The organism is Gemmiger formicilis (genome assembly GCF_018784445.1).
GTDB lineage: Bacteria > Bacillota > Clostridia > Oscillospirales > Ruminococcaceae > Gemmiger.
In genome coordinates this window covers 362,665-389,332 of sequence record NZ_WQOH01000004.1, presented here as the reverse complement: position 1 = coordinate 389,332, position 26,668 = coordinate 362,665, and the positions used below count along the sequence as shown (strand labels likewise).

The window sequence follows — 26,668 nt, the reverse complement described above, 5'->3', positions numbered from 1 at the left end:
CCCCCACACCACAGCACCCCAAAAAGGAGGCCCCCACATGGAAAACGTAAACGCCAAAATGGATGAGCAGTTGAAAGCCCGCGTGGACGATTTGACGCGCTCCAACGATGAAAACCGTGACGGCAAGCTGGATGCCGCCGACCTGAAAGCCCAGCTGAACCGCATTGAGGCCCAGCTGGAGCTGCAAGACCGGCAGAACCGCGGCATTATCGCCAACCAGCGCAAACGGATGATTTTAAGCGTCGTGCTGGTGGTCGTGATTCTGGCGGCGCTGGCGTTTTTCGGCTGGCGGATGAACATTGCCTACAACAACGTCATGGACGCCTGCAGCCGCGTCAACGACCTGGCCGACACGGTGAACACGAGCCTTGCCACGCTGGACCAGAGCGAGCTGGACGCCATGATGCAGGACCTTCCGGAAATCACCGACCAGTTGAAAAAAATCGACGTGGACGCGCTGAACAACGCCCTGACCCAGCTACCCGCCCTGATGGACACCGTGAACAGTCTGCAATCCCAGGTGCAGAGCATCGTGAATCTGTTCAGCGGGTTAAGTTCCGTGTTTGGACGGTAAATAAAATGTAGCGAAAAAGCCTTCCCCCTTTGGGGGAAGGTTGCCGCAGGCCGGATGAGGGGGGCCTTGCCGTAAGTTTCGCTTTGTAGGGTGGCATGGCAAACTTGCCCCTCATCAGCCCGCTTTGCGGGCAGCTTCCCCCCAGGGGGGAAGCCTTTTAGCACAGCAACGCCCCGCATTCCATATACCGGGAATGCGGGGCGCTGTTGTTTATATTGCGTAATGGTAGTACGCCCACCTTGGCGTGCCGTCCTCGGTGTAAATTGTCCCGCAGCGCACAAAGCCGCAGGTTTTCAGCGTGTGCTGCATATAGGTGTTGTCGGCGTGGGTATCGGCGCGTACCGGCAGGCCCTGCTGTAAACACCACTGCACGCACAAGCGCCCGATGCCGCCCACGTGCCCCGCCGACGCCAGACGATGGATCGTCGCGTAGGGTACATCCTCGGGCCAGGCACCATCCTCGATGTGATGGTAGGTGGGGTCGTCGCCGGGTATCAGGCAGAACACCGCCTGAATGGTCTTCTCCCCCATCACCACATGGCAGACGCCTCGCTCAATTTCAGCGGCCAGGCGGGCTTCACCGGGGTAGCCTGCGTGCCATTGGGTGGGGTTGCCGTGGGTCTGCATGAAGGCCCGGGCGTTTGTGTATAACTGCATCAGTTCCGGCAACTCGGCGGTTGTTGCCGCGCGGACGGTCAATTCCATAGACAGCACTCCTTAATAATACCCGCAAAGTATATCATATTTCATCCCGGTGCACAATCACTGAAACTGCGGCGGCTTACCGCTTTTTTGATATTTTTCTTGCATCCGGCCCCTGTGTGTGCTACACTGTATCTGCAAAGTTAGAAGAGCCAAACTTTTAGACAAAAGAGGATTGTAAAATGACACTGGCAGAACTAAAAGTTGGGCAGGATGCTGTGCTGCGCACGATTGGCGGGCAGGGCGAACTGCGTCATCACCTGTTGGATATGGGGCTGACCCCCGGCACCGAAGTGACCTTGCGCAAGGTCGCACCGATGGGCGACCCTATCGAGGTGGAGCTGCGTGGGTATGAGCTGACCCTGCGCCTGGCAGACGCCGCGAAAATTGAAGTGGAAAATATCCACGAAACGGATCGCGCCGCCCGCAGTGAGCAGCGGCACACCCCTGTCCCCCACCCAGGTGTAGGCGAACTGCGCAAGGCCCCCAGCTATCATGACCGCAAGAATGGTTCGGAGATTGCCAAGGGCCGCCCGCTGCGCTTTGCCCTGGCCGGCAACCAGAACTGCGGTAAAACGACACTTTTCAACCAGCTTACCGGCTCCAACCAGCACGTCGGCAACTTTCCCGGTGTGACGGTGGACCGCAAGGACGGCGTTATCCGCGGCCACAGCGAGGCCACCGTCACCGATCTGCCGGGTATCTATTCCCTGTCGCCTTATTCCAGCGAGGAGATCGTCACGCGCGATTTTTTGCTGAACACGCACCCGGATGGCATCATTAACATCGTAGATGCGTCAAACATTGAGCGAAACCTGTATCTGACCATGCAGCTGATGGAGCTGAATATCCCGCTGGTGCTGGCGCTAAATATGATGGACGAAGTCCGCGCCAATGGCGGCACGGTCATGGTCAACGAGCTGGAAGAACTGCTCGGCGTTCCGGTCGTGCCCATCTCTGCCGCCAAAAACGAGGGTATTGACGAACTGGTCGAACATGCCTTGCATGTGGCCCGCCACCGCGAGACGCCCGGCCGCATCGACTTTTGCGATGCTGGCGACGGCAAGGGCGGCGCGGTGCATCGCTGTATCCATGCTGTGAACCATTTGATTGAAGATCACGCCGCCCGCGCAGGCCTGCCTGTGCGCTTTGCCGCGACCAAACTTGTGGAGGGCGATCCGCTGATTGAAAAAGCGCTGGATCTGGATGAGAACGAGAAGGAACTGCTGGGCCACACGATTGCCGAGCTGGAAAGTGAAACCGGGCTGGATCGTGAGGCCGCCCTGGCCGATATGCGGTTCAACTTTATTGAACGCCTGTGTGAAAAAACCGTTGTGCGCCCCGGCGAAAGCCGCGAGCACAAGCGCAGCGTAACAATCGACAAGATACTTACCGGCAAATATACGGCTTTGCCATGCTTTATCGGCATTATGGCGCTGGTGTTCTGGCTGACCTTCGGTGTGATCGGTGCAGGTTTATCCGACCTTTTGACCCTGGGCATCGATGCCGTGACAAATTTGACTGACCGTGCGCTGACCGCTTACGGCATCAACCCGGTCGTACATAGCCTTGTCATTGACGGCGTGTTTGCCGGTGTAGGCAGTGTGTTGAGCTTCTTGCCGGTTATTGTCACACTGTTCTTTTTCCTTTCGATTCTGGAGGACACCGGCTACATGGCCCGCGTTGCCTTCGTTATGGATCAGCTGCTGCGCCGTATCGGCCTTTCCGGCCGCAGCTTTGTTCCCATGCTGATTGGCTTTGGCTGTTCTGTACCGGCCATCATGGCGACCCGCACATTGTCCAGTGACCGCGACCGCAAAATGACGATTCTACTCACACCGTTCATGAGTTGTTCGGCCAAGTTGCCCATCTATGCGCTGTTCACAACGGCGTTTTTCCCGCGGCAGTACCGGGCCCTTGTCATGATCGGGCTGTACCTGACCGGCATTGTGTGCGGAATTTTGTACGCCATCCTGTTAAAATTCACCAAATACAAAGGTGAGCCGGTTCCCTTTGTCATGGAGCTGCCCAACTACCGCTTTCCCTCTGCGCGCAGTGTCGGCCAGTTGATTTGGGAGAAAGCCCGAGACTTTTTGCAAAAGGCATTCACCATTATTTTTGTTGCCACGGTGCTTATCTGGTTCCTGCAAACATTTGATGCACGGCTCAATGTAGCCGCCACCCCGGACGCCAGCCTGCTGGCGGGCATCGGCAGCTTTATTGCCCCCATTTTTAAACCGCTCGGCTTTGGCGACTGGCGTGTTTCTACGGCGCTTATCACCGGTTTTACCGCAAAAGAAAGCGTTGTTTCCACCCTGACTGTGCTGCTGGGCGGCGATACCACTGCGCTGGCTACGCTGTTTACGCCGTTCACGGCAATCGTATTTCTGGTATTTACCTTGCTGTATACGCCCTGTGTGGCCGCCATTGCGGCTGTCAAGCGTGAGCTGGGCGGTGCTAAAGCTGCTGCCGGGGTAGTTTTGATGCAATGTGCTATTGCATGGGGCGTGGCATTTGTGGTACACTGTGTAGGCAGTTTAATAGGTTTTGTATAACGCAATACAATAAATCGAGGTATCCTACATGGCAAGTGTCATTGTTGTTGTAATTATTTTTGTTTTGCTGGCGCTGGCGATCCTGTTTATCTGCCAGAACGGCGGCTGGCAGGGCGGCTGCGGCGGCAACTGCGCCGGCTGCCACAACAAATGCGCCGAGAGCGAGAAGAAAAAGAAGTAACGCACTTGTAAAGGCTTTCCCCGCGGGGAAAGCCTTTTTCAAATGGCTCTGTTTTCCCATCTTGTTTTTCTTTCCGGGTTTCGCGTTTCTACTCCCCTATGCTTAATGCCCGGCCTTTTTTCTTGCTGCCAAGGTTGCACAATCCATCAAAACCGGGTATACTATTTATATCTATATTTTGGGGGAGGTTCTGCCCATGAAAGCCGATAAATACCGCTTTGACGGCTCCCGCGCCTGTGATCTGCGCGCGCTGTCCTGCGATGGCAAGGACGACGCGCCCGACAAGGACGAAATTATAGCCAAAACGGCCGAGAATCTGCAAAAAATGGCCGCTTTGCAGGACGCCTTTTACGCCGATGGGCGCGAAGGGCTTATCATTGTTTTGCAGGCGCTGGACGCCGCAGGCAAGGACGGCACGGTCAAACACGTTATGTCCGGGCTGAACCCCCAGGGCGTGCAGGTCACGAGCTTTAAACAGCCCAACAGCGAGGAATTGAAGCACGACTTCCTCTGGCGCGTCAACAAAGCGCTGCCCCCGCGCGGGACCATCGCCATCTTCAACCGCAGCTATTATGAGGATGTGCTTGTGGTGCAGGTACACGACCTGCAAAAGACTTACCAGATGGCCGACCGCGTGCTGGGCGAGAGCAAAAAGGCATTTTTTAAAAAGCGCTACCGCCAGATCAGAAATTATGAGGAGTATCTTTTCGACAACAGCTACCGCATTGTGAAAATTTTCCTCAACATCTCCAAGAAAGAGCAGAAAAAGCGGTTTTTGGAGCGCATCGACAACCCGGCCAAGAACTGGAAATTCTCGTCCAGCGATCTGGCCGAGCGGGCGCATTTTGACGAATACCTGGACGTATACGCGGATGTCATCGACGCCACCGCCACGCCGGAAAGCCCCTGGTATGCGCTGCCCGCCGACCGCAAGTGGTACACCCGTTATCTGGTCAGTGAAATTGTGCTGGACGCTTTGCAGCAGTGCAGCCACGCCTACCCGCAGCTGGGCGCCGCCGCACAGGCCGCGCTCAAGGACTGCCGCACCCAACTGGAGGCCGAGTGATGCCGCCTATCCGTGTTTTGCAGATCATGCCCGCCATGGACGCCGGCGGCATGGAGACGTTCGTCATGAACGTATACCGCACCATCGACCGCGAAAGGGTGCAGTTTGATTTCCTCTACCATTACGATAAGCCGTGCTTTTTTGACGATGAGATACGTGCCCTGGGCGGCCGTATTTACAAACTGACCGTCCGGCAGGACAATAACATCCCCCGCTACCTGCGCGCGCTGCGCACCCTGTTTGCCGCCCACCCGGAGTGGCGCATCATCCACGGCCATTACAGCGGGTTTGGGATGTTTTATAACCCTGTGGCCAAGCGGGCGGGCATCCCGGTACGGTGCGGCCACAGCCACAACACTGCCTATGAGCCGAACCTGGTGGGCCAGCTGGACCGCGTCATGAGCAGCTTTTTCCGCTTTGGCCTGACCGACCGCTTCGCCTGCAGCGAGAAAGCCGGGCAGATGCTGTACGGCAAAGCGCCGTTTACCGTAGTGCCCAACGGTATTGACACGGCGCGATTTGCCGCCCGCGATGCCCAGCGCCGCGCCCTTTTGCGGGGCGAGCTGGGCGTGACCGACCAGGAGATTTTGTTCGGCCACGTGGGGCGGTTTTCGGCCCAGAAAAACCACCCTGGGCTGCTGAAAATTTTTGCTGCAGTGCGTACACGTCTGCCCAAGGCACGGCTGGTGCTGCTGGGCGGCGGTGAACCTGCCTACGTGGAAAAAATGCAAAACCTGGCCGCCGAGCTGGGCCTGGGCGACAGCGTGATTTTTGCCGGTGTGCGAAGCAATATGCAAAGTTTTTATGATGCTATGGACGCCTTTATGCTGCCCAGCCTGTTTGAGGGACTCCCTGTCGTGCTGGTGGAAGCCCAGACCGCGGGCCTGCCCTGCTTTGTGTCTGACACGGTGGACGCGGGCGCGGCCTTTACCGACCGGGTGAAATTTTTACCGCTGAACGATGTTTCCGCCTGGGCAAATGCAATCGCGGCGGCATCTTTCCGCCGTGACCCGCAGGCGCTGGAAAAGGCCGTGAAGGCTGGGTATGATATCCACACCAGCGCTCAAGTGCTGCAACAATTTTACCTGCGCCGCTATGCCGAGGTGACGAAATGAAGCCCTGCGAGATTGCAGTCATTGTGCCGGTACATAACGCGGCGGCGTTTTTGACCGCCTGCACCGATGCCATTGCCGCACAAAAATTTGACGCCTTTCGGTGTATTTTGGTGGACGACGGCTCCACGGACGGTTCCCCCGCCCTGTGCGATGCCATTGCGGCGGGCGACCAGCGGTTTGTGGCCATGCACCAGCCCAACAGCGGTGTCTGCGCGGCCCGTACAGCCGGACTGCGCCGCGCCCAAGAGCTGGGCGCACGGTGGTATGCCTTTTGCGACGCGGACGATCTGTATCACCCGGAACTGCTGGACACGCTGTACGCCGCCGTGACCAACAGCGGCCTGCCGCTGGCCTGCTGCCGCTATGACACATTTACCGACGCTGCACCGGCAAATTCTGCCGTACCGTCCAACTGTAAGGTCCTGCGCAGCCCCGCGCATCTGGACGCGCTGCTGCATGACCACGCCGTGGACTACGGCCTGTGGAACAAGCTGTTCTCGGCCGATTTGCTGACCGAGGAAATGCTGGACAACGGCCTGGCCTACAATGAAGATTTATTGGCGAACTGGCGTGTATTTTTGGCAGCACCAGGGTGTGCCTACTGCGATTTTGCAGGCTACCACTACCGCCAGCACGCGGCCAGCGCCAGCCACCGCGCCCTGCCGCCGCAGAGCATCGACGACCAGCGCCGCGCCGCTGCTGAGATACGCGCAACCGCCCCCGACGCCCTGCGCGAGAGCGTGAACGCCTTTTATTATGAAAAGCTCGTCTACCTGGCCAGCATGATTTTACGCCGTGCCAACGCCGACGATTACCGTACCCAGCTGTGTGAGCTAAAGGTGGCGATTGCAGCCGGGGAAAAAGATTCCCAGCTGGGCCGCAACCCGCAGCTGCCGCGCAGCATACAGCTTGCGGCATTTTTGACGCTGCACGCGCCGCGTTTGTGGCGCTGGGCGTGCCAAAATTTCTTGAAGGACCGACAATAAATGCGCATTTTATTCGTACTGGACCGGGTGGAGAACGCCGCCAGCGCCAACGCCCTGATGGGGTTCCGACTGGCGGAACAGCTGGTTGCCTGCGACCACTCCGTACATATTTTGACCTTGTGGGACGGCCTGCACACCCCGCCTGCCCCGCCGGAAGGGGTCGTGCAGTATCTGCTGGCCTTTGCCGACGAGCGCCTGATGAATGAGGCGCTGGAAAACGGCCGCAGAGGCGGCACGCCGGTACCGCTGCGGCTGGCCCGGCTGGCCGCCCACCCCACAGCTGTGGCGGCAGCGTTCCGCCAGCTGGTGCTGAAAAGACCCCGCCGCACCGTGGATACGCAGCGGGAAATCGAGCGGCTGGACGCGGAATTTCACTATGACGCCGTCTGTGCTGTCTGTGCACCCTACCGCGCGGCCTTTGCGCTGGAGGAGGCGTCCATCGGCGGTAAAAAGTACCTGTGGCAGCTAGACCCCTACGCCAGCAACCGGGACTACACGGCCCCGGGCGGCTTTGCAAGGGAGGGTCGGCTGCTGGACGCGCTGGATGGGACCTTCATCACACCGCAGGCCGTACCCGACTATGCCGACGATGCCCCGCTGGCGAACTGGTGCGAAAAGACCCATGTATTGGGCTTCCCGACGCTGCTGCCGCGGGAGTGCCGCACGGAAGAACACGACGATATGCGGTGCGTTTTCTGCGGCAGCTTGTACCCGGAACTGCGGGAGCCGCACTTTGCGGCGGCATTGTTCAGCGCCCTGCCCGGCACAGACGTGACCCTGACGATGGCAGGCGGCGGCTGGGAGCGGTTCGCCGCCGATGCCGCCCAGCTGGCGGACAAAATGGGCGCAAGATTTGTGCGCCCGGGGATGCTCTCGCCCGCCGACGCCGACGCACTGGAAAACAGCGCGGATGTTCTGGTGAGCCTGGGCAACGCCTACGACAATCAGATGCCGAGCAAGCTGTTCGGCTATTTTGCCACCGGCAAGCCGGTCTTGCACCTGGCCGTGAGCGAGAGTGACCCCACCCTGCCCTACCTGGCCCGCTACCCGCTGGCACTGGTGCTGCACGCGGGGGAAGACGTGACGCCTGGCGTAGTGGCAAAATTGGACAAGTGGCTGCATGATGTAAAGGGAAAACATCTGCCGTTCGCCGAGGTGGCGAAGCTCTACCCAGAGTTTACGCCCGAAAAGGTGGCGGAGGCGTTTTTGCGGGGAATGTGATAGTAACGCCCTAGTGCAACCGTAGGGGCGGGGCTCTGCTCCGCCCGTGCCCATTTGCCGTGTGACAGGCTTTCCGGGAAAAGGGATACCATCGAAAGGCTTCCGGGCGGAGCAGAGCCCCGCCCCTAGCCTGGCAATCATTTTGGTTATAGAAGGAGCACCCCATGCACATTCTCTGGCTTGTAAAAACGACGCTGCCGCAGGCGGCGGTGGCGTGCGGACTGGCAAGGGCCAGCGACGTGAGCGGCAGCTGGCTGACCGGCCAGCTGGCCGCACTGCGCACCCACGCCGATCTGCACCTGACGGTGCTCAGCGTCGGCAAGACCGATGCCAGCGGCGCAGCGGACGGCGTGGACTACCGCATCGTGGCCGATGCCGCCGCCTTTGCGCCGCTTTTGCAGGCCGGGGCGTTTGACCTTGTGCACATCTGGGGCACCGAGTACGATGCCGCCGCCGTGATGGCCGACGCCGCCCGGGCGCAAAACCTGCCGGTGCTGTTCAGCATCCAGGGTGTCATGCGGGACTGCGCCGCCCACCTGTGCGACGGCGTGCCCGACGCCTACCGCCATTCGGGCGCGGTGTGGCACGCCATTGACCGCGCCGTGCCCGGGGAGCTGTTGGACAATATGCAGGCAAATTTTGACGCACTGGCGTCAAAAGAAGCAGCTCTGCTGCACGATGCCCGCCATGTGACCGGCCGCACAGGTTTCGACCGTGCCGCCTGCGCCGCCCTGACCCAGAGCGCCCGCTACTACCACTGCAACGAAACACTGCGCCCGCTGTTTTACACCGGCACGCTCTGGCACGCGCGGGAGTTTGCTGCCGCGCCGGTGCTGTTTCTGCCCCAAGGCAACTACCCGCTGAAAAATCTGCACACCGCCATCAAGGCACTGCCTGCCGTGCTGGCCCAGTACGGCAACGCCCAGCTGCAAATTGCGGGCTGGCCCCCGCTGGACAAAGGCCCGCTGCTGCGCCCGGTCATCGACCGGATGTTCCCTTACAAACTCTACTGCAAGCGGCTGGCCGCGCAGCTGGGCGTGGCGGGGCACATCCGCTACACCGGCCCGCTGGACGCCTCCGCCATGCGCCAGGCGTATCTGGAGGCCGACGTTTTCCTGCTGCCGTCCAGCTGCGAGAACAGCCCCAACAGCCTGGGCGAAGCCATGCTGCTGGGCCTGCCCTGCGTGGCCGCCGCCGTGGGGGGGATCCCCTCAATGCTGGAAGATGGCCGCGAGGGCTATCTGTACGGCGACGCGCTGGATGAAAAAGCGCTGGCCAACGCGATCCTGCGTGTGCTGCAAAGCCCAGACGGCGGCACGGCCATGGGCCAGGCCGCCCGCGCCCGGGCGCTGCGGACCCACGACGCCGCCCGCAACGCCGATGATTTGATACATATCTACGAGACTATTTTGCGCGAGGAACACAAGTGAGCATCCGTAACGTTTCCATCATCATCCCCTGTTATAAGGCTGCGGCCACGCTGCGCCGCGCCGTAGCAAGTGCCTTGACAGACGCTCCCTCCGACATAGAGATCCTGCTGGTGGACGACGGCAGCCCCGATGACACCGGGGCGCTTTGTGACGAGCTGGCCGCCGCAGACCCACGCATAACGGCCCTGCACCGCGAAAACGGCGGCGCGGGCGCAGCCCGCAATACCGGGCTGGACGCGGCAAGCGGCGAATGGGTACTGTTTTTGGATGCCGACGACGCGCTGCTGCCCGGGCTGTGGTCTGCGTTGGACGGCGTAATCACCGACGCCGATATGATTTTGTTCGGCCTGACGCGGGTTTCCACAGGTGATATCCAGCCCACGGACTACCTGCCTGCGGGCGAATACGCCGACCTGGCCGCACTGGGCGGGGCGCTCTCTCCCCTGCTGTTTGACACCGGGCTGCTGGCTGCGCCCTATCCTAAGCTGTTCCGCCGCCGCACGCTGGGCGGCCTACGGTTTGACGATCGGCTGCAAATCAATGAGGATGTTTTATTTAACATACAATTTTTACAAATTTCCTCTGCCATTTATTGCCTGCATGGTGTATACTATAAGCAGTATGATATGGAGTCTGGCAGTCTGTCCCGCCGTCTGCGGGGGGATTTACTGGACGCCGAGCGCATCACCCGCCCGGCGCTGGCCGCCCTGCTGCGGAAAAGCGGCCTGGACCCCGCGCCCTACGAGCACACCAGCCGCCTGCGGGCCTGCCTGAACCAGTACGGTTTGCTGACTGGCTGCAGGGGGGATTTGCCGTATGCAAGGCGCCGCGCACTGTTTGCTGAGATCCTGGCCGACAATGACGCCCGCGCCGCCCTGCAGGAGCGGCTGCGGAATGACCCAAACAAGATTCTGGCCGTGCCGTACCGTATTGGTGTGGCATGGAATTGGCCGGGGTTATTGGCGGCGTATACGCTCATCAAACAGCGGCTGCTGTAATGCGGGCGCATATAGAATACGGCCCTCCGCCTTCCCATAAACGCCCGCTCGCCTTACACGACCGGGCCGGGCATGCCCGGCTCCTACAAGGCAGTTACTATAAAAGGAAGTACCTATGTCTGACCATCCCAAAATCAGCATAATCTCCACGGTGTACAACACAGGGCCTTATCTGCGCCCCGCAGTGGAAAGCATCCTGGCGCAGACCTTCACCGATTTTGAGCTGCTGCTCGTCGACGACGGCAGCCACGACGGCTCGGCGGAAGTCTGTGACGCACTGGCCGCGCAGGATGCCCGCATCCGGGTATTCCACCAGGCCAACGGCGGCCCCGCCCACGCCCGCAATACCGGGCTGGACAATGTCCGGGGCGACTACATCGGCATCGTGGATTCCGACGACCTCATCGAGCCGACGATGTTCGAGACGCTTTATAACGCAGTACAGGCCCCCGGCGTGCGGCTGGCGGCCTGTGCGGCGGACTGCATTGACGCCGGCGGCAGCAAGATCGAGGGCCGGATGGTCACGATCCGCCAGACCGGCGTGCGCGACGCCCAGGAACTGCTGCTGGAGGCATTCCAGACCGGCAGTTTCTATGGGCCGCTGAGCTGGAACAAGCTGTTTGACGCACGGCTCTTCAAGGAAAAAGGCATCCATTACGATGAGACGATGCTGTTTGGCGACGATGCCAGCGTGCTGCACCGCGTCTTTGAAGGTGAGCGCTGCAACTGCCTGGGCGACGTGCTCTACCATTACCGCACCCGCGCCGGGCAGATCACGACGGCAGGCTTCCCGCCCCGCAAAATCGATGACTTGCGGATGTACTGGGAATGGCTGCAGTATTTCTCGGCCCGGCCGGGGCGCGAGGAATACTACGACTGGGCCGTTGTGCGGTACTGGCAGATTTTTTACCAGTTCTGGTGCCAATCCGACGCGGCAGGTAACCTGCCCGAACTGAAGCCTAAATTTTTGGCGCACAAAAATCATCTGGACGCCATTTTGCCGGATATCATAGCCAGTAAGCATCTGCCGCTGGGCGAGAAGCTGCGGGCCGCAGCTTTCTGCGCAAGCCCCACGCTGACCTACGGCGCGGCGGCGGCCTGGGGACGTCTGCACAAGAGGAAGGGGAACTAACCATGGAACACATTGCGATCAGCGTGATCGTGCCGATCTACAACACCAAGCCGTATCTGGAAGAGTGCATCGAGAGCATCCTGGCCCAGAAGATCAATGTGCCCATCGAGGTGCTGCTCATCGACGATGGCTCCACCGACGGCTGCGCCGAAATCTGCGATAAATATGCTGCCTTGGACGCGCGCGTGCGGGTCATTCACCAGGAGAACCAGGGCCTGTCCGCTGCGCGCAATGCGGGCATTGATAACGCCAAGGGCCGCTACTATTCCTTCGTCGACTCCGACGATATCGTACTGCCGCGCTTTTTGCAGACGCTGTACGACGCCTGCGAGGAGCACGACGCCTATATGTCCCTCTGCTCGGTCGAGGACGTGCAGGAGGACGGCAAGAGCTGTGACCCGGCCTACTTTACCCGCCCCACGCAGGAGGGTATTTTCTGTGGGAAAAATCTGCTGAATGAGTTCTACACCCCCTACGGCACGGTCTACACCGTGGCCTGGAACAAACTCTACCGCGCCGAGGTCTGGAAGCTGCTGCACTACCCCGAAGGCCGCCTGCATGAGGATGATTTTGTGGCACACCGCCTGTTCTGGCGCTGCGATAAGGTCGTCTGTGTGGACAAGCCGCTCTACCATTACCGCCTGCGCAACGGCAGCATCTGCCGCACCAACATCAAACCTGAAGCCTTTGACGCTGTGGACGGTCTGGCCGACCGCTACCGCTTCTATGTGGAGAACCGCGCTGACCGCACGGTCGTGGATGCCGCCTATGCGGCCTGCTGGCGGCGGTATCTGTTCCTCTGCGCAAAGGTACGCCAGGCCCCGACGCCCGAGCTGGTCAAGGCCATCAGCAAGGAGCAGTTTCTGATGCAGGGCTTAATCAGCTACCTGCCCAACTGCCGCAACATGAAGATGACCGAAAAGCTTAGCGCCGCCCGCTGGGCCATGATGAGCGCACAAAGTTTGTGCCCGATCAAGTAAGGTTCGCGCGGCCCTCAACCTGCCGGGAACTGCCTTCCTGCGGGAAAGCTGCGTGCCGGGCATACCCGGCCCCTACACGCAGCCTATATCTGTTCAAAATCCACTTTCTAAGGAGCCTGCATTGGCGTTACGAAATCACGACAAAGAAAAGCGTCCCCGCGTGCTGCTGATACCGCCGCCGGATCTGCCGGTGCCTGCGGTGCAGGGCGGTGCGGTGGAAACCCTGCTGACCCATCTGATCCGTGAAAACGAGAAACAGGGTCAGCTGGAGCTTTTGTGCGCCAGTGTGCCCGATGATGTCGCCCGCCGCGCTGCCGAGGGCTGGCAGCACACCAAAATGCTTTACGTGCCGCGCCCCAGCGGGCACCGCCGCTACTGGCCAATGGTCTTTCTGGAACGGTGCGTCGGCATCGCCGCCCCCTATGACCCCTGGTATCAAAAAGTTCAGCTTTCCCTCGCACTGGAATTGCCCCCGCCCGACCTGATTATCGGCGAGGGCGGCAACCTGACCCAATGCAGCGCCATCAGCCGTATGTATGGCCGCAGGCGCTGCCTGGCGCACCTGCACGGCCAAACGACCTGCACCCCGGTCATGGATGACATCTATGGCGGCGTGCTGGCCATCAGCGAGTTCATCCGCGGCGAGTACCTTTCCACCAGCAGCATTGACCACCAGCGCGCCTACATTCTGCATAACTGCATTGATACGAACCGCTTTCGCCCCGGCCCGGCGTCCAAAACGCTGCGCGCCCAGCTGGGCTTTACCGATGAGGATTTCATCGTCCTTTACTGCGGCCGCCTTGACCCGGACAAGGGCATCCACAAATTGATGGAGGCCGTCGCGTCGCTGCCGCTGCCCTACGTCAAACTGCTGATCGTGGGCAGCCCCTTCTTTGCCCGCACCCAACAAAGTGTGTTCCAACGCAAATTGGAGCAGCAGGCCAAGAGTCTGGGCGACCGGGTGCAGTTCACCGGTTATATCCCTAATGAAGATTTACCAGACTATTACCGCCTCGCCGACCTATGCTGCGTGCCCACCCTGGTGGAAGAAGCCGCAGGTCTTGTAGCGGTGGAGGCCATGGCCTGCGGCCGCCCGGTGCTTGCCACCCGCAGCGGCGGTATGCCCGAGTACCTGGAAGGAAGCCAGGCAGTGCTTGTCGAGCGCGGCGACACCGTGGCCGACCAGCTGGCGTGGAGTATCCGTATGCTGTACGAGCACCCGGCCCTCTGCGCCGAGATGGGCGCGGCCGGGGCCGAGCGCGCAAAGGCGTTCTCGGTAGAACATTACTATGCGGAATTTGTGCGCATCGTGCGCGACATGACCGAAAACGGAGGTGCCCAGTGAGCAAGCCGACCATCACCGTCATTGTGCCGGTCTACAAGGCCATGGCTACGCTGGACCGCTGCGTCGAGAGCGTTGTCTCCCAGGACGTGGCAGGCGGGCTGGCCTGCATCCTGGTGGACGACGGCAGCCCTGACAACAGCGGCAAACTGTGCGACGCCTGGGCCGCGCGTGACCCCCGCGTGACGGTCATCCATCAGGACGACCTGGGCGTTTCCGGTGCGCGCAACAGCGGTCTGGCCGCAGCGGGCAGCGAGTATATCGTCTTTCTTGACTCGGACGATGCCCTGCGCCCCGGGGCTTTGCAGGCTGCCCTGGACGCCCAGAACGCCGCACCGAATTCTTTCGTCTGCTGGCACTACACCACCGATGAAAACGACACTGCGCCGGTAACAGCCGCCGCCGAAACCCGCCCCCAGAGCGGCCTGGCCCGGCTGTGGCTGGACTGCCTGTTGGCGATGCCTTGGAATAAACTCTACCGCACGGTCTATGCCCAGCAGGTACAGTTTGACAGACAGTATACTTTGGGCGAAGATTTACAGTTCGTATTGGATTATGTCGAACTTTTGGGCAAAATTACCCCGGATTTCGCCTATACGGCCCTGACCGCACCGCTGACTTTTTACGATTGCAGCCGCGGCGGGACACTCTCGACCCGATATCACGCAGATTACTGCAAGATTTGGCCCGAGCATTTTGCCAAGCTGAACCGTGCCTGCAACGCCGCCCACTGCCCACAGGAGGATATGCGCCCCCTGCACCGTGCCGAGCTGACCGTTTTTGCCGAGGGTGTCGCCGACATCCTGCGCCGTGACCCGGCCAAGAGTGCCCGCGTGCGCCGGGATAAGGCCATCGCCGCGCTGCGCAGCCCCTGGATGCACGCTTTGCTGGAACGCATGAAAATTGAGGGAGCCTATTCGGCCTACTACCTTCCCTGCCGCTGGCACAGTACCCGCCTGATCTGGGCGCTGGCCGAGGCCAAGCGCACCGGCTCACCCCTGTACGGCAAGCTGGATTGGGCTGGCTATTACCTGCTGCGCGGAAAAATGCGCAGAGATTAAACGTAAAACCGCGGTGCCTGGCCGCTGTTTTTGTGTTATGAGGGCTGTGGCGCGAATCCTCTATGTCGCGCACAAAAATCCATATTCACACTTTCGTTCTCCTCATGCTCCCGCCCTTTTCTTGATACACTTTGCAAGGTTTGTCCTTTTTGGAAACGTTTCCTATTGAAATTGTTAAATGTTTGTCGTACAATACGTTTATACGCCAAGCGTATAACGTTTGTATAGAGAAGGGCTCTCCATGGATAAAAAACTGATCCTCGTAACCTCTCCGCCCGCCTGCGGCAAAACCTACGTTGCCAAGGCGCTGGCTCACGAATTGCAGCATATCGTCTACCTGGATAAGGACACGCTGATCGTCTTGTCCAAACAGATTTTTAAGGTAGCCGGGCAGCCGTATGATCGCAGCAGCGCGTTTTTCCAGGCCAACATCCGCGATTATGAGTATGACTGCGTCCTGGCCCTGGCCATGGAGGCGCTGGACTATGACGATATCGTACTCATTAACGCGCCGTTCACTCAAGAAGTGCGCGACAATGCGTTCATAGCCAATCTGAAGGCCAAACTGGCTGAGAAAGGTGCGACGCTGGCCGTCATCTGGGTCGAGACCTCGCCCGAGGTCGTCCACCAGCGGATGATCGACCGCAACTCCGACCGCGACACCTGGAAGCTGACCCATTGGGACGAGTACATTAAGCAGTGTAATTTTGCCATCCCGGAAAACCTGGCCGACCCCCAGCATAAAGATAACTTGATTTTGTTCCAGAACAACAACGACGAGGAATTTGCCGTCTCTATGAAAAAGTGCGTGGCGATTCTCGAGGACGCCGAGGACTGAAAAACGCCGGTACAGCACTTACGCTGTACCGGCATTTTTGTGATGTAAACTTTAAACGATGGTGAACTGGCAGTTCCGCATGGCATCTAGCGCGGTCTGGTGCGACCGGGGCGTGACCCCGGCGCAGCAATCAGACTGAATCTCGATTTCCGTTTCCGGGAAGGCCGCGCGCAGCACCATCGCGTTGCTGATGACGCAGATGTCGGTGCAGTAGCCGTAGATGACGAACTTTTCAATATCGGTCGCGGCCTTGTTGTGGGCCATCAGCTCGTCCAGAATGTCGCTGGGCAGCATATAGCTCCCGAATGTCGGCTTATTGACAATATGGGTGACTTCCGGCTCGGTCGCGGCCATGGCGTCCTCCAACTCGGGCGCAAAGTTCCAGCCGTCCTCGCCCTCGACGCAGTGTTCCACCGGCAGGCGGCGGCCCTCCCGCGTGTCCAGATAGTTGTCCTCGTGCGTGTCACGGGTGAAAAACATCCAATGCCCCGCCTCAGCGTGCGCCTTGGCAACCTTCGCCAAATGCGCCACATTGGCCTGCGCCTGCTCGTTCGCCAACGCCCCAGTGATAAAGTCCTTCTGCACATCGACTACCACGTCGATGATGATTTTTTTGTCGCTCATAGCTGCAACTTCCTCTCTGCGTTTGCAACCAGTATACTGCAATATGCGCGGGATGTAAAGGGCTGCGGTGAGCATGGGACGGGCGGATATTTGGGCGATTTTTTAGGAGAAGAAGAAAAATAGTTGAAGAAAACATTTGCATTTTTCTGTGAGATTTGCTATACTGTATAAAGTCAATTATGTAAGCCATAAGTAATTGTGGCGCGGTTGGGTAGTACGTTGGACTCCGACAACTGCGACAGGGCGGGTTTTCGATGCGTTTTTGTTCGATGCAGCGTCGTTTGTGATTGCGAAAACGCGGTGGTCAACGGTAGTCAGACCACGAATTGACCACTATTGGAAATTGACTACTTTACAAGATTGAAATACGTCAGAACGGCGTTTTTCATACATAAGCGATCGTAGCTCAGCTGGATAGAGCGTTCGGCTCCGACAACTGCGACATCGCAGGTTTTAGGCTTGTTTTTGTTCGATACAGCGTGATTTGCGCTTGCAAAAACGCGGTGGTCAACGGTAGTCAGACCACGAATTGACCACTATTGGAAATTGACTACTTTACAAGATTGAAATACGCTGTAACGGCGTTTTTCATATATAAGCGATCGTAGCTCAGCTGGATAGAGCGTTCGGCTCCGACCCGGAAGGCCAGAGGTTCGAATCCTCCCGGTCGCACCAAGAGCAGCACCTTATGGGGTGCTGCTCTTTTTGTTTTGCATGGATTTTATGGGGCAGCAAAAGGGAGGATTCGAACAGCCCGTGCCCCGCGCTTTGCGTCCCGCGAGGCGGAAACGCCCCGGCGGGGCGTTTCTAGGGCGCGGCTTGGCGAATCCCTTCGGGCGCGCCAAAAAGCGCATTGCAATGTACTTTTGCAATGCGCTTTTTGTTTTAATGTTATTTAGATTTAGAATAATTTTAGCAGCATATCATCTGCGGCATCAGTGTATTGCCCTTTTGCCAGTTGATCATTTCTCAACTGATTTATGGTGCTTCGCATAAGGAAAATTTCTTCTGCGTAGAAACCTGCTTTTTTATCGGCTGGGAGAGCATTGATTTTCAGTATTAGCTTTCCAACTTCTTGTGTGCCATGCCCAAGCGCCCTTTGCTGGTAATAGTAAGGTGCGAGTGCTTTCAGCGTAATACTTTTGTTTGCTCTGGTTAATTTGATTTTCTTCATCATAGTCCAATCGCCTTTCCCAACTTTTCCTGTGCCTTTCGCTTGTTCTTGTCAAAGGCGTGGGCATAAATATCCAGCGTTGTACTTGCTTGTGCATGACCCAATAGACTAGCCACCGTGCGCACATCCACGCCCTGCGCAATCAGCAGGCTGGCGTTCGTATGCCGTAAGCTATGCACATTCAAATCCAGCGGCAAGCCGTTTGCTTTCAAAATCAGCTTGAATCTGTATGTGAATGTGCAAGGGTTCATCGGCTTGCCGTTAGCCTGGCGGAACAGGTAGTCATCCTCATCCACAGTTTCATTTGCTGTCTGCTGCCTATCCCACTCGCATTCTTTCCGCCACGCCTTGAGTAGCTGGCACATTTCTTTACTCAAATACACCATGCGGTCACCGCTGCTGGTCTTGGGGTCCTTAGTGATGGATTCTTGGTGACTAAGCTTGACTACACCGCGCTGTACATGGATGGTACGCTTTCGCCAGTTGATATCACTCCATCTCAGCCCGCAGGCTTCTCCCCTGCGTAATCCAGTAGCAAGCACAAGCTTGAAATAAGTTTCATACTTCATACTCTGTCCTTCAAAAGCCGTAATCAGTTTCCTTACTGTTTCCTCATCAGCTACCGGGCGTTCTTTCTTTTGTCCTTTCGGTTTGTAACATCTCCATGCGGGATTGTGGGTCAAATAACCCTCGTCCACAGCCGCCGACAGAATGCCGCATAGCGTGTTGTGCAAGCCCTCGACCGACTCTTCGGATAGACTTCCTCTGCCGTCCAGACGCGGCGTGTGCCGCATTTCCTCGTAAAAATCCCGGATAACCTCTTTACGCAAATCAGTCAACTTGTAGTTGCCCAGTGCTGGCAGAATGCGTCGAATGTCCTGCAAATCGCGTTGATATGTAGAATCCGCCAGCTTTTTCGGTCCAATGTCGGTCACCCAATGCTCAATGTACTTTGCCAGCGTAATGCTTCGATTGATGGGTCCAGGCGTATGCTGTACTTCTCTCTCAAACAAAATTGCCTGTTCCTTTACCCACTTCTCTGCCTGTTTGGGCGTATACTCCTTGGGTGGCTTAACGGTCTTTTGAACTGATTTTAATCGATTTCCCTCATAATCATACCCACGGGATACTACAATCAAATAGCTATTACTGCCGCGTTTTCTGATAGATGCCATGCTTTGCACGCTCCTTTGTGTTTTTTGTTGACCTGCAGCACAACAAAGCATACCGACAACTGCGACAGAAAGCTATCACCACACCCAACAATCTTTCACCCAAAATTCTACCTATTACTGACAAAAGCGGCACCGCCATCTCTGACGGTGCCGCCTGTTATTTAACCTGTCTTCTTGGCTTTTCTATTCTTATTTTTCATAAATGCAACATAGCACGGATTTTGGTTGTTCAGCAGATCTTGCATCAGGTTTGCCGCCTGACGCTTCGCCACTTCCTGCGGGTGGCAGTAGGTGCGCTCCAAAAATGCCGTATCCGCATGACCCAGCAGGGATGCCGCTACCTGTTTGCTGGTGCCTTCCTGCAGCAGATAGGTTGCGTAGAAATGTCGCAGGGTATGCAGGTGATAATCTTCCGATAGCCCACACTTTTTATACAGCTTGCGCAGATGCCGTGTAAAAGTATCCGGGTGCGGCACATGACCGTCGGGGTCTGTAAAAATCGGTTGCTCTCTATCCGGAACACCGCTATGCAGCACCTGCTGCTGTCGCAGCGCCATCAGAAGCTCCCATATCCCCAGCGGAATGGTTACAATCCGTTCCCGATGGCTCTTGGTGTCGCTCTCAACAATCTGCCCGGATGCGCAGCTACGGGAACGGCGGACGGTCAGTTCACAAGCACCGGTTATGTCCCTCCATTGCAGGGCGCACAGTTCCCCACGCCGCAATCCGGTCGTGATTGCCAGTGTGTAGTACGCCCGATACAGAATCGGTTCGTTCTGAATTGCCCGCATCAGTTTACCCATTTCATATTTCTGCGGAATATGCTGCACTTCCTTCTCAAAATGCTTCTTGCGGACACGGTGCGCCGGATCAAACGGAATGATGTCATTTTTCTTGGCATCTTCCAGCACCGAGGAAACCGTTTCGAGGTATTTCTGCACCGTTGTTTCCTTGATGCATTTCCTGCCCCGTCCGGGGCGCTTCCGAAGTTCCTCGCACATTTCCTCTAGGGTCATGGGGAGCAGCTTTGCAAGCGGGATCCCTCCAATCAACGGGTAGACACAATATCCAGATTGCGTTTGTACCCTGCGTAAGTGGTAGCTTTGAAAAACGGTTCCTGCCGTTTGAGCCAATTTTCGGCGTACTGTTCAAAGTGGGTCTGGTCGCTTTCCTCGACACCATACTTAAACTTTTTCTCGATGCGTTCCGCTTCAGCCATGACATACTGCTGAATAAGAATGAATACGCCATCCCCTGCACCAACTTTGGTGTAAACTGGATATTCTAATTCTAGAATTCTAAGGCCATACCGCATAATTCTAAGTGCTGATACGGCGAGCAAGGTGCGGCAGCTGCTAAGCCAAAAGCGCAGATAATACTTTGTGTATTATCGAGCATTTTGGCAACGCAGATGCCGTGCCGCAGCCGCCGGAGCGGTGCTTAAGCCGTTAGGCGGGAATTGTGCGGTGTTACCCCAATATCATTGCAGATAATACAGCGGGAACATCATAGGCAGCACAAGGATGGACATCATGCAGAGCAGCGCCGCCAAGGGTGTGCCGCATTTTAAGTAGTCCTTCAGCTTATACCCGCCCGGCTCGATGATCATGATCTGGCAGGGCGCGGCCATCGGGGTCATAATGGAAATGCAGCTGGCGGTGATAACACCCACCACGGCAGCACGCGGGTCAAGCCCCATCTTAAGGCAGGCAGATGTGACGAGAGGAATAAAAATCGTCAGCGTGGCAAGGTTCGACATGACCTGCGTCAGCACAAACGGCACAAGGAAGAATACAGCCATAATCAAGTAGGTATTCGTCGTACCGCCCAGGATTTTGATCATCCAATCCGCCACAACATCGCCGGCGCCTGTTTTCTGGATGGCATCGGACAGCGCCAGCACGCCCGCAAACAGGAAGATCGTCGGCTGGTGGATGGATGCCAGCGCCTCCTTCTCGCTCAGCACGCCCGTCAGCACCAGCAGCACTGCGCCAAGGCAGGCGGTCAGGTACATTTTGATGCCGATGATATTTTCCAGCAGCATCAGGGCAATCGTTGCCAGAATGATGATCATAGCCAGCTTTTGCTTGGCGGGGCTGATTTTTTCGCTGCCGGTCTGCCCCGATGCGCCATCCGAGAACTTCCCGTTCGGAATATCAGGCATGAGCTTGTAGCCGACAAAGGTCATGTACAAAATCGCTGTTGCCAGCATTGGAATGCGCGCCACGGTAAAATCCCAGACGTGCAGCGGGTTGGGCGCACCGGCTTTCATCATAACATCGTTCCACGCCATATTGCTGGCGCCCTGCCCCATAAAGGTCATCTGGGTGGCAATGTTGGCGCACGCCATCGCCGGGTACAGCAGCTTACTGCGGCTGGTGCCGATGTCGTTGGCAATGCCCACCAGCAGCGGGATCATAATGGCTGCCGTTGCCGTGGCGCTGGTGATGGCACCCAAAAACGCCGCCGCTGCGCAGGACAGAAAAATCAGGATCCGCTGGTTGTCCTTGTAGCGCACGACAAGGCTCTGCGCCTTGTCAATGAGGACGGTTTTCGTCAGCCCTGCGCCAATCACAAACATCGCCACAAACATAACGACGTTCGTGTTGATAAACCCGCCGAACGCCTCGGCAGGGGTCATTACGCCTGTTAAAATCAGCGCCAGAATGATGCCGGACGAGATGACGGCAAACGGGATTTTGCCGCTGACAAACGCAAGGATCGTCGCCAGCAGAATGAGCAGAGTAATCTCCAATAGGGTCATAGAATTCCTCCCGGAAACACAAAGGGACGCCCCGCACGAATGCGAAGTGTCCCTTTGTGCGTTTATGGCTGTATAGAGAAATAGTGAATGGCTTATTTGATGAAGCTGACGTGCTTGCAGATCTCCTCGATGGCAGCGTCCTTCTTTTTGTTGAAGTCAACCTTGTTCTTCTCGAACAGGTTGTCGCCGTTGGCGTCGATGGAAACGATCAGCGGACCAAACTCCTTGACCTTGCAGCACCAGAGCGTTTCGGGCATACCCAGCTCGTCCCAGTGATGCTCGGCAATGCGCTGTACCTCGGTTGCGGCGACAACGGCGCAGCCGGCGGGGAACACGCAGTGGATGGCGCCGAACTCCTTGCAGGCGCGCTCGGTGTTGGGACCCATACCGCCCTTGCCAACGATGACGCGGACACCGGTGTGCTGGGTGAACTCATACTCGAACTTCTCCATGCGCATCGAGGTGGTGGGACCGACAGAAACCATCTCGTAGGCATCGTCCTGACCTTGAATGGGGCGGACAATGGGACCTGCGTGGAAGATGGCCTTGTTGCGGATGTCGTAGGGCAGCTCACGACCACCCTCGACCAGGCGGCGGTGCGCCACGTCACGGCAGGTCATAAGATCGCCGTCGAGATACACGATGTCACCAATTTTGATGTCAGCCAGATCCTCGGCGCTGACAGGCGTGACCAAAACCTTTTTACCGTCTCTGATTTCTACCATTACAGTTGCACCCCCGAATGAGTCGTTACAGTTGCGTTCAAGTCTTTGTCAAATACCACGTGACCGCGGCGGTGGCTCCAGCAGCCAACGTTGACGGCAACGCCGATGGTGGACGGATGGCGAGCGGTGTTCTCGATATGCACGCCCATGACGGAGTTCTTACCACTCATGCCCTGGGGTCCCAGACCGATGGAGTTGATGCCGTCCTCCAGCAGCTTCTCCATCTCGGCAGCGCGCGGGTTGGGGTTGTGGCTGCCCAAGGGGCGCATCAGCGCCTTCTTGGAGAGCAGCGCGGCGGTTTCCACGCTGGTAGCCACGCCGACACCGACGAGCAGCGGGGGGCAGGCGTTCAGACCGTAGCTGGTCATCTGGTCCAGGACGAACTTGGTCACGCCCTCGTAGCCCATGCCCGGCATCAGCACCATCGCCTTGCCCGGCAGCGTGCAGCCGCCGCCTGCCATGTAGGTGTAGATTTCGCAGTGGTCGTCATCGGGTACGATGTCCCAGAAAACGGTGGGCGTGCCCTTGCCGACATTGCGCTTGGTGTTCACTTCGTCGAAGGTTTCCACGCTGTTGTGGCGCAGGGGTGCGGCGAAGGTAGCGCGGACGACGGCCTCCTTCAGCAGAGCCTCCAGCTCACCCATCAGCGGGAAGTTGACGCCGCACTTTACCCAGAACTGCAGCACACCGGTGTCCTGGCAGCAGGGGCGGTTCAGGTCAACAGCCAGCTTCTGGTTGCGCGCCATCGTGTCATAGATGGCGGTTGCCAGCGGGGTGGTCTCCTGCTGACGCAGCTCCTGCAGCTTAGCCTCGACATCGTCGGGCAGCTTCTTGCCGACATAGGCGACGAATTTCGCCATCTTGTCGGTCATGAGTTCAACACTTTGTTCTTTGGTCATGATTGGATGCCTCCTATGTAAATTTCAAATGTTTGTTTATGAGATCATGCGGGGAAGAACGGATACGCTACCGGCAGGATCACCATGCAGATGATAAAGCTGACGAGGATCAGCGGCAGACCTGCCTTGACGTAGTCGATAAATTTGTAGCCGCCGATGCCGACAACCATTGTATTGGCGGGCATACCGATCGGCGTTGCGTAGGCACAGCTGCCTGCAATGACCGTGGCAATGACCACCGCGCGGGGGTCTGCGCCCAAGCCCTGCGCCAGCGACACCGCGATGGGAACCATCAGCGCCGTGGTGGCAGTGTTGGACATAAAGTTGGTCATTGTGCAGGTGATGACAAAGATGACGACCAGCAGGATCAGCGGGTGGACTTCGTTGCCCATAGCGCCGATCAGCGTATCAGCAATCAGGCTGCCCGCGCCGGTATGCTCCAGCGCCGTTGCCAGTGCCAGCGAACCGCCAAAAAGGAACACGGTCTTGAGGTCGATGGACTTCAGTGCCTCTTTTTCGCTGATGACACCGGTCAGGATCAGAATGATGGCGCCAACCGATGCGGACACCTGCAGCTTGATGCCGATCTGCTTTTCAAACACCATCGCAAGAATAGCGATGACCAGCACAGCCAGCGACATATACTGCTTCCACTTGGGAACGTCGGAGTAATCCTTGACAGCAAACTGGTCATCCTCCAGCGATGCCGCGCCGCTGTTTTTGGGCAGCAGCTTGTAGCCGAACAAGGCGAAGTAGAGGATGCCCGCCAGCATCATAGGACCGCCGACGATCAGGTACTCAAAGAAGCTCGTTTCGATGCCCAGCTCGTTCAGGGCGCTGACGCCCATCAGGTTGCCCGGCGCACCGATGATGGAGATGTTGCCGCCCAGTGCCGCCGCAAAAACCAGCGGCATCAGCAGGTGGCTGCGGCTGTAACCACTCTCGGCCGCAATGCCGACTACCACAGGAATGAGTACGGCCGCGCTGCCCGTGTTGGACAGGAACCCGGACATAAGACCGGTGATGACCATGATGGCGATGATGAGCTGACGCTCCGATTTGGCGAACTTGGTGACCAGACCACCGATTTTGTTGGCCATGCCGGTTTCAAACAACGCCTGCCCAACCACAAACATAGCCACGCAGAGGATGACATTAGAATCGACGTACCCGGCGAACGCCTGTTTGGGTTCAAGGACGCCGGTCACGCACAGACCCACGGAAACGATCGTGGCTGTCAGGCCCAGAGGAATCTTTTCCAGCACGAACATAATGATCGCAAATGCCAGAAAGCAGAGGGTGATAACTGTGGGATTCACTGGATGTTGCCTCCTTTTTTGCTTTGATATTTAATATTGTATCCAAACCGCAGGGGAATCTATCACCCGGACGGGCCCCTGTCCGGGTTTTCACGGGGCGGCCGTTCCGGCTGCCCCGATGGATACGGCGGTTTGCGGCAGCAAGGAGAGGAGGTCTGCCGCAAACCAATCTGTGAAACGTCGTGGGTGATAATTGATAATGTATCCAATCGACAATCAGAGAATACACCCAATGACCGAAAATGTCAATAGGGTGTTTTGAAGTTTGTCGAAACTGCAAATTTTGCCGTTATGGTTTTGTGCAGGATGAACAACGCGGCGGTTTTTGCAGCCTTGTAAGGGCGAACATCCGGCTTTCCTTACGCCGTCAATCACTCTGCTCTCAAATGCGTCAGCACATTTTCCAAGCTGCGCATGATGTGGGATTCCATCAGATTGCCCGCCAGCACCTCATCGCGGGCTTTCAGCGCGTCCAGAATCTTGTAATGCTCGTTCATACTGATTTCAGCGTAGTGCTCCTGCGTGACCTTGTGACCCATGGACAGACCGTTCCACAGACTCGACAGCAGTTCTTTCATGGCGTCGTTGTCGGCTGCAGTCCAGATCGCCATGTGGAACGCTTGGTTCTGCGCGCTGTAGCCCGCGCTGTCATTCTGCGCCAGCGCGGACGCTGCCTGTATGTAGGCCAGCTTGACGGGGTCAATGTCTGCCTTTTTGCGGCATACCAATACCACAGCGGCGCGTTCCAGCGCAGCGCGGGTCTCGTAGTGGTCGCGCAAGCGCTTCTCGTTCATACCCAGCACGATGGCTCCGCGGTTGGGGCGCAGCTCGATCAGCCCTTCCCGCGCCAGCATCTGGAATGCCTCGCGGATCGGCGTAGACGACACGCCCAGCTGGGCGGCGGTGTCCTTCAGGGTCAATTCTTCGCCCTCGGCAAACTGGTGGCTTAAAATAGCTTCCCGCAGTGCCGCCGCCACACGGTCGCGGGCGGGCAGCATCTGGATGGGATTTAATGGTGCAAGGCTCATACGACAAGCTCCTTTGCGGTCTGTTCGGTCAGATCATCATAGTAACGGCGGATGTGCGGCGCGGTATCCTTCCCCACCGTGAACGCCTCGGCAATGGCGCGGTTGCGCTCGATCAATGCGGCGGGTTCAGCCGCCCCCAGCGCCTGCGCGGCGTCCAACAACCCTTGCCGCTGGGTAAAAAAGCGCTGATACAGCGTTGGATTGTCCAGCACCTCGGCGGCTGCCAAATGGAACTCCGCATCGCACGCCGGGTCGGGCAGCCCCTTTTCCCGCAGGGCGGTGTCTGCCAGCGCGAACAACTCGCACTCCATAGCCGCCAGCACGGCAAAGCTCTGCCGCAGACGCGCGGCGGTCACCCCCACCACCCGCACATGGCGGTTGGGCAGGCGTTCCAGCAGCCCCTCGTTTTGCAGCTGCTGCATCGCCTCGCGCACCGGCAATCGGCTGATACCCAGCTGCGCGGCAATATCCTCCTGCCGCAGCTCGGCACCATCCGGCAGCTCACCCGCGTATATTTCCCGCCGCAGCGCCGCGGCAGCTTGGTCCTTTAAGGAAACAAGAGAAACACTTTTCATCAAGCGCCTCCATATTTGTTGTTTATTAATATTGTATACAAAATCATTCGTTGCGTCAAGTGGCGAGGAGCGTATTCTATGTTTCTGCTTTTATGCCCCGCCATGCCTGACCACCATTTGACCACTACTGTGCAGTGGTGCTGCAAAATCTCGGAAAAGCCTATTGTGACAACCAACAATGGGCTTTTTCTTGTTTTGGAGGCC

26 protein-coding genes and 1 tRNA gene are annotated in these 26,668 nt (G+C 57.8%); 15 read left to right on the top strand and 12 right to left on the bottom strand.

The window, feature by feature from the left end; translation table 11 throughout:
• Window positions 1-37: 37 nt before the first annotated feature.
• Entirely contained in the window at window positions 38-574 is a 537-nt protein-coding gene (locus GPK89_RS01985; RefSeq protein WP_215691317.1) for a hypothetical protein, read from the top strand.
• 210 nt (window positions 575-784) lie between these two features.
• Here GPK89_RS01985 and GPK89_RS01980 read toward each other — a convergent pair whose 3' ends face one another.
• Window positions 785-1,279, bottom strand: a complete 495-nt coding sequence (locus GPK89_RS01980) for an N-acetyltransferase (protein WP_215691315.1) — start codon at window positions 1,277-1,279, stop codon at window positions 785-787.
• Window positions 1,280-1,458: 179 nt separating this feature from the next.
• Between GPK89_RS01980 and feoB the strand changes: the two genes are divergently transcribed.
• From feoB to GPK89_RS01915, 13 genes are all read left to right on the top strand, one after another.
• Window positions 1,459-3,831 carry a ferrous iron transport protein B gene (gene feoB / locus GPK89_RS01975; protein ID WP_215691314.1) on the top strand — a complete coding sequence of 791 codons (2,373 nt, stop codon included), beginning with the start codon at window positions 1,459-1,461 and terminating at the stop codon, window positions 3,829-3,831.
• A gap of 28 nt (window positions 3,832-3,859) precedes the next feature.
• On the top strand, window positions 3,860-4,012 hold the full coding sequence (locus tag GPK89_RS01970) for a FeoB-associated Cys-rich membrane protein (RefSeq protein ID WP_215691313.1): 153 nt from the start codon (window positions 3,860-3,862) through the stop codon (window positions 4,010-4,012).
• Between the two features lie 196 nt (window positions 4,013-4,208).
• The gene (locus GPK89_RS01965) at window positions 4,209-5,078 is read left to right on the top strand and encodes a PPK2 family polyphosphate kinase (protein ID WP_215691312.1); all 870 of its coding nucleotides are present in this window, start codon (window positions 4,209-4,211) and stop codon (window positions 5,076-5,078) included.
• Entirely contained in the window at window positions 5,078-6,193 is a 1,116-nt protein-coding gene (locus GPK89_RS01960) for a glycosyltransferase (RefSeq protein ID WP_215691311.1), read from the top strand. The genes GPK89_RS01965 and GPK89_RS01960 overlap by 1 nt, the downstream gene beginning before the upstream one ends.
• Entirely contained in the window at window positions 6,190-7,179 is a 990-nt protein-coding gene (locus tag GPK89_RS01955; protein WP_215691310.1) for a glycosyltransferase family 2 protein, read from the top strand. Before GPK89_RS01960 ends, GPK89_RS01955 begins: the two co-directional genes overlap by 4 nt.
• On the top strand, window positions 7,180-8,400 hold the full coding sequence (locus GPK89_RS01950; protein ID WP_215691309.1) for a hypothetical protein: 1,221 nt from the start codon (window positions 7,180-7,182) through the stop codon (window positions 8,398-8,400).
• A 164-nt stretch (window positions 8,401-8,564) separates the two neighbouring features.
• Window positions 8,565-9,830, top strand: a complete 1,266-nt coding sequence (locus tag GPK89_RS01945) for a glycosyltransferase family 4 protein (RefSeq protein ID WP_215691307.1) — start codon at window positions 8,565-8,567, stop codon at window positions 9,828-9,830.
• A complete protein-coding gene (locus GPK89_RS01940) occupies window positions 9,827-10,828 on the top strand; it encodes a glycosyltransferase family 2 protein (RefSeq protein WP_215691305.1) in 1,002 nt (333 codons plus the stop codon). Before GPK89_RS01945 ends, GPK89_RS01940 begins: the two co-directional genes overlap by 4 nt.
• 115 nt (window positions 10,829-10,943) lie before the next feature.
• Window positions 10,944-11,960 (top strand): glycosyltransferase family 2 protein, encoded by a 1,017-nt coding sequence (locus GPK89_RS01935; protein WP_215691303.1) that lies wholly within the window; start codon window positions 10,944-10,946, stop codon window positions 11,958-11,960.
• A gap of 2 nt (window positions 11,961-11,962) precedes the next feature.
• Complete coding sequence (locus GPK89_RS01930; protein ID WP_215691301.1) at window positions 11,963-12,940, top strand: glycosyltransferase family 2 protein; 978 nt, start codon at window positions 11,963-11,965, stop codon at window positions 12,938-12,940.
• A 121-nt stretch (window positions 12,941-13,061) separates the two neighbouring features.
• Window positions 13,062-14,285 (top strand): glycosyltransferase family 4 protein, encoded by a 1,224-nt coding sequence (locus GPK89_RS01925; RefSeq protein WP_215691299.1) that lies wholly within the window; start codon window positions 13,062-13,064, stop codon window positions 14,283-14,285.
• Window positions 14,282-15,343: a glycosyltransferase family 2 protein gene (locus GPK89_RS01920; RefSeq protein WP_215691297.1), complete on the top strand. Its 1,062-nt coding sequence runs from the start codon at window positions 14,282-14,284 to the stop codon at window positions 15,341-15,343. Before GPK89_RS01925 ends, GPK89_RS01920 begins: the two co-directional genes overlap by 4 nt.
• 241 nt (window positions 15,344-15,584) lie before the next feature.
• Window positions 15,585-16,181, top strand: coding sequence for an AAA family ATPase (locus tag GPK89_RS01915; RefSeq protein ID WP_215691295.1), 597 nt, complete (start codon window positions 15,585-15,587; stop codon window positions 16,179-16,181).
• Between the two features lie 51 nt (window positions 16,182-16,232).
• On the opposite strand, the gene GPK89_RS01910 is transcribed toward GPK89_RS01915, so the two are convergent.
• The gene (locus GPK89_RS01910) at window positions 16,233-16,805 is read right to left on the bottom strand and encodes a cysteine hydrolase family protein (RefSeq protein ID WP_215691293.1); all 573 of its coding nucleotides are present in this window, start codon (window positions 16,803-16,805) and stop codon (window positions 16,233-16,235) included.
• Window positions 16,806-17,403: 598 nt separating this feature from the next.
• On the opposite strand from GPK89_RS01910, the gene GPK89_RS01905 reads away from it, so the two are divergent.
• Window positions 17,404-17,480, top strand: a tRNA-Arg gene (locus GPK89_RS01905).
• A gap of 226 nt (window positions 17,481-17,706) precedes the next feature.
• Here GPK89_RS01905 and GPK89_RS01900 read toward each other — a convergent pair.
• The 10 genes from GPK89_RS01900 to GPK89_RS01855 form a co-directional block, all read right to left on the bottom strand.
• The gene (locus GPK89_RS01900) at window positions 17,707-17,982 is read right to left on the bottom strand and encodes a hypothetical protein (protein WP_215691291.1); all 276 of its coding nucleotides are present in this window, start codon (window positions 17,980-17,982) and stop codon (window positions 17,707-17,709) included.
• Window positions 17,979-19,154: a tyrosine-type recombinase/integrase gene (locus GPK89_RS01895; RefSeq protein ID WP_215691283.1), complete on the bottom strand. Its 1,176-nt coding sequence runs from the start codon at window positions 19,152-19,154 to the stop codon at window positions 17,979-17,981. Before GPK89_RS01895 ends, GPK89_RS01900 begins: the two co-directional genes overlap by 4 nt.
• A gap of 161 nt (window positions 19,155-19,315) precedes the next feature.
• A complete protein-coding gene (locus GPK89_RS01890) occupies window positions 19,316-20,095 on the bottom strand; it encodes a tyrosine-type recombinase/integrase (protein ID WP_215691281.1) in 780 nt (259 codons plus the stop codon).
• Window positions 20,096-20,202: 107 nt separating this feature from the next.
• Entirely contained in the window at window positions 20,203-20,373 is a 171-nt protein-coding gene (locus tag GPK89_RS01885) for a hypothetical protein (RefSeq protein ID WP_215691279.1), read from the bottom strand.
• Window positions 20,374-20,634: 261 nt separating this feature from the next.
• Complete coding sequence (locus GPK89_RS01880; RefSeq protein WP_215691277.1) at window positions 20,635-21,918, bottom strand: SLC13 family permease; 1,284 nt, start codon at window positions 21,916-21,918, stop codon at window positions 20,635-20,637.
• Between the two features lie 92 nt (window positions 21,919-22,010).
• The gene (ttdB, locus tag GPK89_RS01875; RefSeq protein WP_215691275.1) at window positions 22,011-22,643 is read right to left on the bottom strand and encodes a L(+)-tartrate dehydratase subunit beta; all 633 of its coding nucleotides are present in this window, start codon (window positions 22,641-22,643) and stop codon (window positions 22,011-22,013) included.
• Complete coding sequence (gene ttdA, locus GPK89_RS01870; protein ID WP_078784748.1) at window positions 22,643-23,542, bottom strand: L(+)-tartrate dehydratase subunit alpha; 900 nt, start codon at window positions 23,540-23,542, stop codon at window positions 22,643-22,645. The genes ttdB and ttdA overlap by 1 nt, the downstream gene beginning before the upstream one ends.
• Before the next feature lie 44 nt (window positions 23,543-23,586).
• Entirely contained in the window at window positions 23,587-24,861 is a 1,275-nt protein-coding gene (locus tag GPK89_RS01865; RefSeq protein ID WP_078784747.1) for an SLC13 family permease, read from the bottom strand.
• 371 nt (window positions 24,862-25,232) lie between these two features.
• Window positions 25,233-25,889 carry a GntR family transcriptional regulator gene (locus tag GPK89_RS01860; protein WP_078784746.1) on the bottom strand — a complete coding sequence of 219 codons (657 nt, stop codon included), beginning with the start codon at window positions 25,887-25,889 and terminating at the stop codon, window positions 25,233-25,235.
• A complete protein-coding gene (locus tag GPK89_RS01855) occupies window positions 25,886-26,464 on the bottom strand; it encodes a GntR family transcriptional regulator (protein WP_215691273.1) in 579 nt (192 codons plus the stop codon). Before GPK89_RS01855 ends, GPK89_RS01860 begins: the two co-directional genes overlap by 4 nt.
• Window positions 26,465-26,668: the final 204 nt, after the last annotated feature.

Coding starts and splice junctions, on each gene's coding strand:
- GPK89_RS01895 (WP_215691283.1), bottom strand. CDS start 19,154: ATGGCATCTATCAGAAAACGCGGCAGTAATAGCTATTTGATTGTAGTA.
- GPK89_RS01945 (WP_215691307.1), top strand. CDS start 8,565: ATGCACATTCTCTGGCTTGTAAAAACGACGCTGCCGCAGGCGGCGGTG.
- GPK89_RS01930 (WP_215691301.1), top strand. CDS start 11,963: ATGGAACACATTGCGATCAGCGTGATCGTGCCGATCTACAACACCAAG.
- GPK89_RS01910 (WP_215691293.1), bottom strand. CDS start 16,805: ATGAGCGACAAAAAAATCATCATCGACGTGGTAGTCGATGTGCAGAAG.
- GPK89_RS01980 (WP_215691315.1), bottom strand. CDS start 1,279: ATGGAATTGACCGTCCGCGCGGCAACAACCGCCGAGTTGCCGGAACTG.
- GPK89_RS01915 (WP_215691295.1), top strand. CDS start 15,585: ATGGATAAAAAACTGATCCTCGTAACCTCTCCGCCCGCCTGCGGCAAA.
- feoB (WP_215691314.1), top strand. CDS start 1,459: ATGACACTGGCAGAACTAAAAGTTGGGCAGGATGCTGTGCTGCGCACG.
- GPK89_RS01855 (WP_215691273.1), bottom strand. CDS start 26,464: ATGAAAAGTGTTTCTCTTGTTTCCTTAAAGGACCAAGCTGCCGCGGCG.
- GPK89_RS01885 (WP_215691279.1), bottom strand. CDS start 20,373: ATGGCTGAAGCGGAACGCATCGAGAAAAAGTTTAAGTATGGTGTCGAG.
- GPK89_RS01960 (WP_215691311.1), top strand. CDS start 5,078: ATGCCGCCTATCCGTGTTTTGCAGATCATGCCCGCCATGGACGCCGGC.
- GPK89_RS01985 (WP_215691317.1), top strand. CDS start 38: ATGGAAAACGTAAACGCCAAAATGGATGAGCAGTTGAAAGCCCGCGTG.
- GPK89_RS01955 (WP_215691310.1), top strand. CDS start 6,190: ATGAAGCCCTGCGAGATTGCAGTCATTGTGCCGGTACATAACGCGGCG.
- GPK89_RS01950 (WP_215691309.1), top strand. CDS start 7,180: ATGCGCATTTTATTCGTACTGGACCGGGTGGAGAACGCCGCCAGCGCC.
- GPK89_RS01970 (WP_215691313.1), top strand. CDS start 3,860: ATGGCAAGTGTCATTGTTGTTGTAATTATTTTTGTTTTGCTGGCGCTG.
- GPK89_RS01860 (WP_078784746.1), bottom strand. CDS start 25,889: ATGAGCCTTGCACCATTAAATCCCATCCAGATGCTGCCCGCCCGCGAC.
- GPK89_RS01900 (WP_215691291.1), bottom strand. CDS start 17,982: ATGATGAAGAAAATCAAATTAACCAGAGCAAACAAAAGTATTACGCTG.
- ttdA (WP_078784748.1), bottom strand. CDS start 23,542: ATGACCAAAGAACAAAGTGTTGAACTCATGACCGACAAGATGGCGAAA.
- GPK89_RS01935 (WP_215691303.1), top strand. CDS start 10,944: ATGTCTGACCATCCCAAAATCAGCATAATCTCCACGGTGTACAACACA.
- GPK89_RS01965 (WP_215691312.1), top strand. CDS start 4,209: ATGAAAGCCGATAAATACCGCTTTGACGGCTCCCGCGCCTGTGATCTG.
- GPK89_RS01880 (WP_215691277.1), bottom strand. CDS start 21,918: ATGACCCTATTGGAGATTACTCTGCTCATTCTGCTGGCGACGATCCTT.
- ttdB (WP_215691275.1), bottom strand. CDS start 22,643: ATGGTAGAAATCAGAGACGGTAAAAAGGTTTTGGTCACGCCTGTCAGC.